12 protein-coding genes are annotated in these 11,238 nt (G+C 71.0%); 7 read left to right on the top strand and 5 right to left on the bottom strand.

Annotated features, from left to right (window positions below; genetic code table 11):
• Positions 1–26: 26 nt before the first annotated feature.
• The 3 genes from BM424_RS10515 to BM424_RS10505 form a co-directional block, all read right to left on the bottom strand.
• Complete coding sequence (locus tag BM424_RS10515; RefSeq protein ID WP_093415821.1) at positions 27–1,163, bottom strand: lactonase family protein; 1,137 nt, start codon at positions 1,161–1,163, stop codon at positions 27–29.
• Positions 1,164–1,419: 256 nt separating this feature from the next.
• Entirely contained in the window at positions 1,420–2,823 is a 1,404-nt protein-coding gene (locus BM424_RS10510) for a GntP family permease (protein WP_093415819.1), read from the bottom strand.
• Positions 2,824–2,831: 8 nt separating this feature from the next.
• On the bottom strand, positions 2,832–4,418 hold the full coding sequence (locus tag BM424_RS10505) for an N-acyl-D-amino-acid deacylase family protein (protein ID WP_093415818.1): 1,587 nt from the start codon (positions 4,416–4,418) through the stop codon (positions 2,832–2,834).
• Between the two features lie 146 nt (positions 4,419–4,564).
• On the opposite strand from BM424_RS10505, the gene BM424_RS10500 reads away from it, so the two are divergent.
• Positions 4,565–4,951, top strand: coding sequence for a RidA family protein (locus BM424_RS10500; protein WP_093415816.1), 387 nt, complete (start codon positions 4,565–4,567; stop codon positions 4,949–4,951).
• Between the two features lie 42 nt (positions 4,952–4,993).
• On the opposite strand, the gene BM424_RS10495 is transcribed toward BM424_RS10500, so the two are convergent.
• A complete protein-coding gene (locus tag BM424_RS10495; RefSeq protein WP_093416885.1) occupies positions 4,994–6,229 on the bottom strand; it encodes an amino acid deaminase in 1,236 nt (411 codons plus the stop codon).
• Between the two features lie 175 nt (positions 6,230–6,404).
• Here BM424_RS10495 and BM424_RS10490 point away from each other — a divergent pair, with 175 nt between their 5' ends.
• Positions 6,405–7,148, top strand: coding sequence for an IclR family transcriptional regulator (locus tag BM424_RS10490; RefSeq protein ID WP_093415815.1), 744 nt, complete (start codon positions 6,405–6,407; stop codon positions 7,146–7,148).
• Position 7,149: 1 nt separating this feature from the next.
• On the opposite strand, the gene BM424_RS10485 is transcribed toward BM424_RS10490, so the two are convergent.
• Positions 7,150–7,551 (bottom strand): DUF1844 domain-containing protein, encoded by a 402-nt coding sequence (locus BM424_RS10485; protein ID WP_175548031.1) that lies wholly within the window; start codon positions 7,549–7,551, stop codon positions 7,150–7,152.
• 286 nt (positions 7,552–7,837) lie between these two features.
• Between BM424_RS10485 and infC the strand changes: the two genes are divergently transcribed.
• From infC to pheS, 5 genes are all read left to right on the top strand, one after another.
• Positions 7,838–8,377 carry a translation initiation factor IF-3 gene (gene infC / locus BM424_RS10480; RefSeq protein ID WP_093416880.1) on the top strand — a complete coding sequence of 180 codons (540 nt, stop codon included), beginning with the start codon at positions 7,838–7,840 and terminating at the stop codon, positions 8,375–8,377.
• Between the two features lie 88 nt (positions 8,378–8,465).
• On the top strand, positions 8,466–8,660 hold the full coding sequence (gene rpmI / locus BM424_RS10475) for a 50S ribosomal protein L35 (protein WP_093415814.1): 195 nt from the start codon (positions 8,466–8,468) through the stop codon (positions 8,658–8,660).
• Between the two features lie 109 nt (positions 8,661–8,769).
• The gene (gene rplT / locus BM424_RS10470) at positions 8,770–9,138 is read left to right on the top strand and encodes a 50S ribosomal protein L20 (protein WP_093415812.1); all 369 of its coding nucleotides are present in this window, start codon (positions 8,770–8,772) and stop codon (positions 9,136–9,138) included.
• Complete coding sequence (locus BM424_RS10465) at positions 9,138–9,977, top strand: TrmH family RNA methyltransferase (RefSeq protein ID WP_093416877.1); 840 nt, start codon at positions 9,138–9,140, stop codon at positions 9,975–9,977. Before rplT ends, BM424_RS10465 begins: the two co-directional genes overlap by 1 nt.
• A gap of 185 nt (positions 9,978–10,162) precedes the next feature.
• The gene (gene pheS, locus BM424_RS10460) at positions 10,163–11,224 is read left to right on the top strand and encodes a phenylalanine--tRNA ligase subunit alpha (protein WP_093415811.1); all 1,062 of its coding nucleotides are present in this window, start codon (positions 10,163–10,165) and stop codon (positions 11,222–11,224) included.
• The last annotated feature ends 14 nt before the right edge of the window (positions 11,225–11,238 follow it).

Raw genomic sequence — 11,238 nt, 5'->3', positions numbered from 1 at the left:
GGTTCGAAGGGACCGCTGTGGACGGATCAGCCGTGGAAGGTGATGGCCGCGACCGACGGGCAGGCGTAGCTGTCCGGGGTGGGCGTGAGCGCCCCGGTCTCGGGGTCGCGGGCCAGCCGGGTGATGGTGCCGGCGCGCTGGTTGGCCACGAACAGCGAGGTCTCCTCGGGATCCAGCGCGCAGTGCCGCGGCCAGTTCCCGCCGCTGGGTGCCGCGGAGTGGAAGGTGAGCTGCCCGTCGTTCACGGCGAAGACGGCGACGGTGTCGTCGCCGCGGTTGGTGGCGTAGACGAACTTGCCGTCGCGGCTGATCACGATCTCGGCGGGGAAGTTCTCCCCGGCGGCCTCGGGCGCGCGGCTGCTGATGACCTGCCCGGCGGTGAGGTTGCCCGCCTCCGGGTCCCAGCCGAGCACGGTGATCGTCGAGTTCAGCTCGGCCACCAGGTAGGCGGTGGTGCCCTTGAACACCAGGTGGCGCGGGCCGGTCCCGGCGGGCAGCGCCAGCTGCTGGTGCTGGGTGAGCTTGCCCGCGTCGAAGGCGTGGACGAACACCGAGTCCGCGCCGAGGTCCACGGACACGACCCACTTGCCGCTGGGGTCGACGAGGACCTGGTGGGCGTGCGGTTCGGCGCCGGGGTGCCGGACCAGCGCGGTGTTCTCGCCGATGCCGCCGTCCGGGTTGCGGCGGTGGACCGCCACGGTCCCGTCGCCGTAGTGCGCGGTGAGCACGTACTCGCCGTCGGGGTGCACCGACAGGTGGGTGGGCGCGTTGCCGCCGCTGGGCGCGGTGTTGATGATCCGCGGTTCGTGCGTGCTGACGTCGATCGCCGTGATCGAGCCCTGCGGCTGCTCGTTGGTGACGTAGAGGAACTTGTGGTCCGGGGACCAGGCGAAGAACGACGCGTCGGCGACCCCGTCGAGGGTCCCGGACGGCGCGAGAACCCCGTTCATGTCCCGCATCGCGACGTCCACGCCCCGGCCCGCGGGCTGCGAGCTGGTGTAGCTGCCGATGAAGGTCATCAGACCTTCGTGCGCGGGGGCGTGCGCGTGCACCGCGGCCGCGCCCGACCGCCCGGCGGCCGACGCGCACCCCACGGTCGCCCCGGCGACCCCCAGGGCGCCGACCGCGCTCAAGAACCCACGACGCGAAAACGAACCAGCCACGACGTTCTCCCAGCTAGAGGACAGAGCAGAAGCGAAGTCTGTCGCAGCCCCACCACGTGGACTAGACCAAAACGGCCTAACCGGCCCACCCCCGATGGCTCTAACCCCGAAAAAGTTCACCCCGCAGCGGATTTGCGCGAAATCGCCACCCGCACCGCGCATCCGGCCCGTCCTCGGGTCAAATCCTGCGGTATTCGACCGGTCAAAAACCGCAGGATTCGACCCGACGAATACCGCAGGATTTGACCCGGGGACGTCAGGGGAGGAGGGGGGAGAGGGTGGCGGCGATGGCGAAGGCGGTGAGGGAGAGGAGGGTTTCCAGGACCGTCCAGGTCTTGAGCATGTCGGAGACCGGGATGCCGAAGTAGCGGGAGATGATCCAGAAACCGCCGTCGTTGACGTGCGAGGCGATGATCGACCCGGCGGCGATGGCCACCGCGATGAGCGCGAGCTGCGGCTGGGACAGGCCCGCCGTGGCCACCAGCGGGGCGACGATGCCGCCGGTGGTCACGATCGCCACCGTCGCCGAGCCCTGGGCGATCCGCAGCCCGCTGCTGATCACGTACGCCGAGACCAGCACCGGCAGGCCGATGCCCTGCAGCGACCCGGCCAGGGCGTCGCCGACGCCGGTCTCGGCCAGCACCTTGCCGAAGAAACCGCCCGCGCCGACCACCAGCAGCAGCATCCCCAGCGGGCGCAGCGCCCCGGCGGTCAGCTCGGACAGGTCGCGGCCGGTCATCCCGCGCCGGGTCCCCAGCAGCCAGAACGACAGCAGCACCGCGATCGTCAGCGCCACCGTCGGGTTCCCCAGGAACGTCAGCACCGCCAGCGGCCCGCTGCCCTCCGGCAGCGTGATGCTGCCGAACGTCGCCCCGAGGATCAGCACCATCGGCAACCCGATGATCAGCGCGACCACGCCCAGCGACGGATCGCGCTGCCCCTCGCGCCGGGCGGCGAGCTCGTCGGCGGTGGCCAGCATGTCGGCGGGCACCGGCAGGACGATCCGCTTGCCGATCCACACCGGGTACAGCAGGCCCGCCACCGCGAACGCCGGCAGCCCGCAGGCCAGTCCCATCAGGATGATCCAGCCGAGGTCCACGCCGAGCAGCCCGGCCGCCACCACCGGACCGGGGTGCGGCGGCAGGAACGCGTGCGTCATCGACAGGCCCGCCACCAGCGGCAGGCAGTACAGCAGGATCGAGCGCTTGCCCTGCCGCGCCACCACGTACACCAGCGGCGCCAGCACGAAGATGCCGATGTCGAAGAACACCGGGATGCCGAAGATCAGCCCCGACAGGCCCATCGCCAGCGGAGCCCGGTTCTCCCCGAACGCGGCGAGCAGCGTGCGGGTCAGCAGCTGCGCCCCGCCCGAGGCCTCCAGCATCGAGCCGAGGATCGTGCCGAGCCCGATGATCGCGGTGATGTGCCCGAGGATGCTCGCGAAACCGCCCTCCAGCAGCGAATCGCTGCTCTTCTGCGCGGTGCCCACGATGTCCTCCACCGGCAGCCCGGCGGCCAGCGCGATCAGCAGGCCGCTGACCAGCAGCGCGATGAACGGCTCGATGCGGAACCGGATGATCATCACCAGCAGCACCGCGATCCCGGCCGCGCACAGCGCGAGCAGTCCGGACGTCGAGTGCTGCAGCCAGTCGAGGAACACGGGAACTCCTAGCGGGTCTTGCGCAGCGCGCGTCCGGGAAGAGCGTCGGTCCGATGTCCGTCGTCGATCACCGGCACGCCGTTGACCAGCACGTGCGGGATGCCGACGGCCTGCTGCCGGGGTTGGTCGAAGGTCGCGGTGTCGCGCACGGTCTCGGGATCGAACAGCACCAGGTCGGCCACGTGCCCCACCCGGACCCGGCCGCGATCGGTGAGCCCGAGCCGGTCGGCCGGGCGCGAGGTCATGTTCCGCACGCACTCCTCCAGCCCGAGGACGCCGAGCTCCCGCACGTAGTGGCCCAGGTAGCGGGGGAACGTGCCCCACGCGCGCGGGTGCGGGCGAGCGCCGACCAGCAGCCCGTCGCTGCCCGCCGTGTGCGTGCGGTGCCGCATGATCGCCCGCACGTTGTCCTCGTGCCCCACGTGCATCAGGCACGACGCGCCCAGCCGCTCGCTGACCAGCACGTCGAAGTAGAACTCGGTCGGCTGCGCGCCCACGGCCAGCGCCGAGTCGGCCACGCTGCGGCCCACCAGGTGCGCGTTGCCCGGCTCGCGGACGCCGTTGATCTCGATGGTGTTCCAGTCCACCGGGACCCCGTGGCAGCCGTCGGAGCCCTCGACCTCCAGCACGTCGCGAATCCGCTGCCGCTGCGCGGGATCCCGCAACCGGTCCACCGTGGCCGCCACGCCACCGGCCATCGCCCAGCTCGGCAGCAGCGCGTGCAGCGAGGTGCTGCCCGGCAGGTACGGGTAGCTGTCGAGGGTGATGTCGCAGCCGTCGTCCAGCGCCGCGTCGAGCATCGCCAGCAGCTCGCCGGCGCGCCCGGCGTTGACGCCGAAGTTCATGGTCGCGTGCGCCAGGTGCAGGGCGCAGCCGGCGGAGCGGCAGACCTCGATCATCTCCCGGTAGGCGGCCAGCGCCCCGGCGCCGTAGCTGCGGTGGTGCGGGGAGTAGTAGCCGCCGCGCGCGGCCACGACCTCGCACAACGCCGTCAGCTCCGCGGTGTCGGCGTACATCCCGGGCGTGTAGGTCAGGCCCGAGGACATCCCGAACGCGCCCTGGGCGAGGGAGTCGTCCAGGACCTCGCGCATCCGGTCCAGCTCGGCCTCGGTCACCGGCCGGTCCTCGTAGCCCGCGCACAGCAGTCGCAGCGTGCCCTGCGGGACGAGGTAGGCGGCGTTGGTGGCGATGCCGTCGTCGAGCCGGTCGAGGTACTCGGCGACGCTGCGCCAGTTCCAGTCGAAACCCGGCGGGTCGTCGTTCCACCCGGCCAGCTGCGCGCGCAGCGTCTCCAGGGTGGCGTCGTCGACGGGGGCATAGGACAGCCCGTCCTGGCCGATGACCTCCAGGGTCACGCCCTGGGAGACCTTCGCGGTGTGGTCCGGTTCGGCCAGCAGCCGCAGGTCCGAATGCGCGTGCATGTCCACGAATCCGGGAGCGAGCACGAGCCCGTCGGCGTCGACGCGGCGGCGTCCGCTCAGCGTTCCCGCGTCGGCGATCTCGGCGATGCGCCCGCCGGTGACGCCGACGTCGGCGAGGAACCCGGGACCGCCGTCGCCGTCGACCACTCGCGCGCCGCGATAGACGATGTCCACAGTGGATCTGTTCCTCCGGTCACACGCCGGGCGCTTGGTCTGCACCGGGTGGTCGAATGGTAAGTACCATTCCGGGGGAAAGCAATGGAGATCGGTTCCGGCCGAATTTCCGCTGCACGACGCCGAAAACCCGGAAGGACACCGACATGAGCAGGACCGTGGTGAGCACCGACGCCGCCCCCAGGCCGCCGGCGACCATCCCGCTGTCGCAGGGCGTGCGCAAGGGCAACATCCTGCAGGTCTCCGGCCAGACCGCGGTCGACCCGGCGACCGGGAAGGTCGTCGAGGGCGGTGTCGCCGAGCAGACCGAGCAGTGCCTGCGCAACGTCCTCGCCATCATCGAGGCCGAGGGCGGTTCGTGGGAGGACGTGCTGATGCTGCGCGTCTACCTCACCGACACCGCGCAGTTCGCCGAGATGAACGAGGTCTACGCCCGTGTCGTCGGCGAGCCCTTCCCGGCCCGCACCACCGTCTACGTCGGCCTCCCGGCCGGTCTCCTCTGCGAGATCGACGCCCTCGCCGTCCTGGACTGATGTTGGGTGGGGACAGTTTTCATGAAAACTGTCCCCACCACCTCAGAAGTACGTCCGGATGAGGTCGGTGACCTGGTCGCCGTCGACGACCGGGATCAGCGTCCACTTGTCCAGGACCGTGCAGGGGTGCGAGAGGCCGAAGCCGATCCAGTCGCCCACCCGGACCTCGGCCCCGGTCAGCTTCAGGAACGCGTGCTGGTCGGCCAGGCCCGAGACGTGGCAGGAATCGGCTGCGAGGTCCCGGATCTCGCCGTCGTCGCCGCGGATCACCTGGGGTTCCGGCAGTCCCTGGTCGAACGAGACGTCGCGGCGGCCCATCGTCAGCAGCGCCAGATCCGGTTCCGGCTTCGACATCACCTGCGCCCAGATCCGCATCGCCGGGCGGAACGGCGACTCCGAGCCCGCCAGCCGGTGCTCGCGGCCGAACGGCGAGCGCACCCGGTAGAAACCGTCGTCGTGCAGCAGGTATCCGCCGCTGCGCAGCACCGGCACCACCGGCAGGCCCTCCGGCCACGGCCGGGTCAGCGCCTCGGCGACCTGGTCGAAGTAGGCGCTGCCGCCCGCGCTGACGATCACCTCGTCCAGCCCGTCGAAGTACCCGGCCCCGGCGAACTCGGCGACCAGTCCCCGGAACTCCTCCAAGTAGTCGTCGATGGCCGACAGCGAGGACTCCGCGATGTCGTGCGCCACCTCGCCCTCGTAGCCCGACAGCCCGACCAGCCGCAGCCGCGGTTCGGCCGCTACCGCCGCGGCCACCTCGCGGGCCTGCTCGGCGGTGCGCGCACCGGTCCGGCCGCCGCGCACGCCGAACTCCACCAGCACGTCCACCGGCCGCCGCCCGCCGCGTTCGGCGAGCGCGGCGGCCATCAGCTCGACCCCGCGCGGCGAGTCGGCGTAGCAGCAGAACGAGAAGTCCGGGTCGGCGTCGAGCTCGTCGGACACCCAGGCCAGTCCGTGCGGGTCGACCAGCTCGTTGGCGAACAGCACCCGCCGCACCCCGAACGCCCGGTACACCCGCAGCTGGCTGACGTTGGCGGCGGTGATGCCCCACGCCCCGTGCTCCAGCTGCCGCTCGAACAGCCGCGGCGCCATCGTGGTCTTGCCGTGCGGCGCGATCCGCAGCCCGTGCTCGTCGCACCACGCGGCCATCGTCCGGAGGTTGTGCTCCATCGCGGCGTCGTCGAAGGTCAGCAGCGGGCCGACGAAACCGGCCTCGAACAGCCGCGGACGCCGAGCCAGGAACTCGCCCGCCGTCGAGCCGAACGCCTCGGCAGGCATGCCCTTGAACCGCCAGTCGATGGTCTCGTCGCGCAGCGCGCGGACCGCTCCGGTGTTGATCCTCTCGGGCACGCCCGGCCTCCTATTGCGTATGTCGCAACGATTGTTGCGCGACGAACGACTCCGGTGTGTAGCATTGCCCGCTTCGTCGAGTCAACGATGATCGGAGACGCCGGTGAGTCAGAGCCTGGAACGCGGACTGGCCGCGCTCACCGCGCTGGCCGAGGGCCCGCAGACGCTCGACGGGCTCGCGCAGCGGCTCGGCGTGCACAAGACCACCGCGATGCGCCTGCTGCGCACGCTGGAGTCGGGCCGCTTCGTCCGCCGCGAGGACGCCCACCGGTACCGGCTCGGCAGCGCCGTGTTCGCGCTGGCCCACCAGGCGCTGGACGACCTCGACGCACGCGAGGTCGCGCGCTCGTTCCTGACCGGGCTGGGGGAGCGCAGCGGGCACACCGTCCACCTGGCGATGCTCGACGACGACCAGGTCGTCTACATCGACAAGGTCGACAGCATCCACCCGGTCCGGATGTACTCCCGGATCGGCCGCCGCGCCCCGCTGCACTGCACGGCGGTCGGCAAGGCGCTGGTCGCCGAACTCCCGCAGCAGGAGCGGGAGCGGCTTGTCCGGCGCATCGGCTACCCGAAGCTCACGCCGGGGACGATCGACTCACCCGAGCGCTTCCTGGCCGAGCTCGACCGGGTCCGCGCCCGGGGGTACGCGACCGACCGCAGCGAGCACGAGGAGTTCACCCACTGCATCGCCGCCCCGGTGCACAACCACCGGGGCGAGACGGTCGCGGCGATGTCGATCTCGGTGCCGAAGGTCCTGCTGTCCTGGGAGGACCTGCTCGGCTGGCTCCCGGATCTCCGCCGGACCGCGGCGGAGATCTCCCGGGAGCTCGGCAACCGCCAGTAGATCAGTAGACGGGACCGGTGTACTTCTCACCCGGGCCCTGGCCGGGCGCGTCGGGGTGGGTCGAGGACTCGCGGAAGGCGCGCTGCAGCGACTGCAAGCCCTCGCGCAGCGGGCCCGCGTGCGGGCCGAGGTACTCCACCGAGGCGGTGATCAGCCCGGCCAGGCCGGTGATCAGGCGGCGGGCCTCGTCGAGGTCGCGCTCCGGGGCGGAGTCGGGGTCGTCGCCGGCGAGCCCGAGCTTCTCCGCCGCGGCGGACATCAGCATCACCGCAGCACGGCTGATCACCTCGACGCTGGGAACATCCGAGAGGTCGCGTACGTTGAGGTCGACATCCGCGTCGTGTGCCGGCTCACCGGCACCGGTCGTGGCGTTCGGGGGAGTGGTTGGCTGCGGTTCGCTCACGCCTGCTACCCTGACACGCACGACCAGCCCCTGCTGCGGCGGGGGCGGCAAAGTGGAGCCCCGCTCCCACCCGAGCAGCCGCCGAGGCCGCCGGGTTCCGGTCCTGTCGACGCCCGTGCGGCGTCGGTGGTGCGAACGGTATCGGCTGATACCGGTTCGATCGGTTTGGAGTCAGGGTCCCGCGGTGTCCGCGCAATGCGGAATCATCGGCGGGACCTTTGCATTCCGGGGTGAGCTCTACACGCCGTGGTGTGCAGTAACACAGCCATCGAACCGAGGAGGCCCCATCAGCTCCGAGACGCGCATCAATGACCGCATCCGGGTTCCGGAAGTCCGTCTCGTCGGACCCAACGGTGAGCAGGTCGGGATCGTCCGCATCGAGGACGCCCTGCGCCTGGCCCAGGAAGCGGATCTGGACCTTGTCGAGGTCGCCCCGCAGGCGCGCCCGCCGGTCTGCAAGCTCATGGACTACGGCAAGTTCAAGTACGAGAGCGCGCAGAAGGCTCGCGAATCGCGTCGCAATCAGCAGCAGACCGTCATCAAGGAGCAGAAGCTCCGGCCGAAGATCGACCCGCACGACTACGAGACGAAGAAGGGCCACGTGTCCCGCTTCCTCGGTCAGGGTCACAAGGTCAAGGTGACGATCATGTTCCGCGGGCGCGAGCAGTCGCGGCCCGAGTTGGGCTTCCGCCTGTTGCAGCGACTGGCCGATGACGTGTCCGAACTCGGGTTCATCGAGGCGAACCCGAAGCAGGACGGTCGGAACATGATCATGGTTCTAGCGCCGCACAAGACCAACAAGACCAAGCCCAAGGCCAACGCGTAAGCGCGGACAGCCAGGGCTCGTGATGTGAGGCCGGGTCGGGACGCCGGCAGCGCCCCCTCCCGGCTCCAGTACGAAACGAGGACGGAAGATGCCGAAGAACAAGACCCACAAGGGCACCTCGAAGCGCTTCAAGGTGACCGGTTCGGGCAAGCTGCGGCGCGAGCAGGCCGGTCGCCGGCACATCCTGGAGAAGAAGTCCAGCCGCGTCACCCGCCGCCTCGAGGGCACCGAGGCCGTCGCCAAGGCCGACGTCAAGCGCATCAACAAGCTGCTGGGTCGCTGACGCCGACTTCCCCGCTGCACCCGTGAGGGAGCAGTTCGGCATCGCATCAACCAGCCACCCGAACCGGGCGGACATCCGCCGCCCCCGATGAGATAACAGGACGGACCCCGTGGCACGCGTCAAGCGAGCGGTCAACGCCCAGAAGAAGCGCCGCACAGTTCTCGAGTCGGCCCGCGGTTACCGCGGTCAGCGTTCTCGGCTGTACCGCAAGGCCAAGGAGCAGATGCTCCACTCGATGACCTACTCCTACCGGGACCGCCGCGCCCGCAAGGGCGAGTTCCGGAAGCTGTGGATCACCCGCATCAACGCCGCGACCCGGCAGCACGGCCTCAGCTACAACAAGTTCGTGCAGGGCCTGAAGGCCGCCGAGGTCGAGGTCGACCGCAAGATCCTGGCGGAGCTCGCCGTCAACGACCCGCAGGCCTTCGAGGCGCTGGTCGACGTGGCGCGCAAGAACCTGCCGGAGAGTGCGGCCTGATCGCCGAACGCACTTCCGATCCGCGACCCGGGACCCCGCTCACCGAGCGATCGTCCCGGGTCGCGGTCGCTCGTAAGCTCACCCGCCGCGCGGGCCGCGACAAGGCGGGCGCGTTCCTCGCCGAGGGCGCTCAGGCCGTGGGCGAGGCGCTGACCGCGCACGCCGACGACCGGCTGCGGGTGCGCGAGCTGTTCGTCACCGAGCAGCCGCGACACGCCGAGCTCGCCGAGCGCGCGGTGCTGGCCGGCATCCCGGTGCGCGAGGTCACCGACAAGGCGGCCGCGTCGCTGTCGGAGACGGTCACCCCGCAGGGCGTCGTCGCCGTCTGCGACCTGCCCCGCACCGATCCGGTGAGCGCCCTGGCGCAGCGCCCGGCGCTGGTCGCGGTGCTGGTCGGCATCGCCGACCCGGGCAACGCCGGAACCGTGGTGCGCGTGTCCGACGCCGCCGGGGCGGGTGCGGTGCTGTTCGCCGGGGACACCGTCGACGCCTACAACGGCAAGGCGGTGCGGGCCTCCACCGGGAGCCTGTTCCACCTGCCGGTGGCCCGGGACCGCGACGTCAGCGCCGTGCTGGCCGCCTGCCGGGACGCCGGGCTGCGGCTGGTCGGCGCCGACGGCTACGCCACCGGCGACCTCGACACCGCCGACCGGGCGGGCGAGCTCGCCGAACCCACCGCGTGGGTGTTCGGCAGCGAGGCGCACGGGCTGTCCGACGAGGTCAAGGCCCAGTTGGACACCACGCTGCGGGTGCCGCTCTACGGTCGGGCCGAGAGCCTGAACCTGGCCACCGCCGCGGCCGTCTGCCTCTACGCCTCGGCGCGTGCCCAGCACCGCTGAGCTCGGGCGGAGGCGGATCACCGCGAAACGCCGTGGACGCCGTCGCCTAGAATCGCCCATGTCAGCTTGCGGCTTCGCACCGAAGAGTCGTATGCAACCTCAGCAGGTTCGCAGGCCCAGCCACCTGGCAGAACAGGGACCTGGCCGATGATGCCTGTGGGATCAACGGGAGTCACGCACTAACGATGTCTGGAGCCAACGACTCGTACGACCCGAAAGAGGTCGCCGCGCTGTCGCCGGAGACGCTGGACGCCGCGGTCGAGGAGGCCAAGAAGGCCTTCGTCGCCGCCGCAGACCTGGACGAGCTGGCCGCGGTCAAGCCCGCCCACCTCGGCGACCGCTCGCCGCTGCTGACCGCGCGCCGCGAGATCGGAGCCCTGCCGCCCAAGGCGCGCTCCGAGGCCGGCAAGCGCGTCAACCAGGCCCGCGAGGCCATCCAGGGCGCCTTCGACGAGCGCCGCGCCACGCTGCAGGCCGAGCGCGACGAGCGCGTTCTGCGCGAGGAGTCGGTCGACGTCACGCTGCCCTGGGACCGCGTGCCCACCGGTGCCCGGCACCCGATCACCCAGCTCGCCGAGCAGATCGAGGACACCTTCGTGGCCATGGGCTGGGAGGTCGCCGAGGGCCCCGAGCTGGAGGCCGAGTGGTTCAACTTCGACGCGTTGAACTTCGGCAAGGACCACCCGGCGCGCACCATGCAGGACACCTTCTACGTGGCGCCCGAGGACTCCGGGCTGGTGCTGCGCACGCACACCTCGCCGTCGCAGGTCCGCGCGCTGCTCAACCGCGACCTGCCGGTGTACGTGGTCTGCCCGGGCCGCACCTTCCGCACCGACGAGCTCGACGCCACCCACACCCCGGTGTTCCACCAGGTGGAGGGGCTGGCGGTCGACAAGGGCCTGACCATGGCGCACCTCAAGGGCACCCTGGACGCCTTCGCCCGGTCGATGTTCGGGCCGGAGTCCAAGACCCGGCTGCGCCCGTCGTACTTCCCGTTCACCGAGCCGTCCGCCGAGATGGACATCTGGTTCCCCGAGAAGAAGGGCGGCGCCGGCTGGGTCGAGTGGGGCGGCTGCGGCATGGTCAACCCCAACGTGCTGCGCGCCTGCGGCGTCGACCCGGACGTCTACACCGGTTTCGCCTTCGGCATGGGCCTGGAGCGCACCCTGATGTTCCGCAACGGCATCCCCGACATGCGCGACATGGTCGAGGGCGACGTGCGCTTCACCCAGCCCTACGGCATCTGACCCCACCTACCTGA

It is taken from the genome of Saccharopolyspora flava, assembly GCF_900116135.1.
Classification (GTDB): domain Bacteria; phylum Actinomycetota; class Actinomycetes; order Mycobacteriales; family Pseudonocardiaceae; genus Saccharopolyspora; species Saccharopolyspora flava.
The sequence above is the reverse complement of the archived record's forward strand: the minus strand, read 5'-3'. Positions and strand labels throughout refer to the sequence as shown.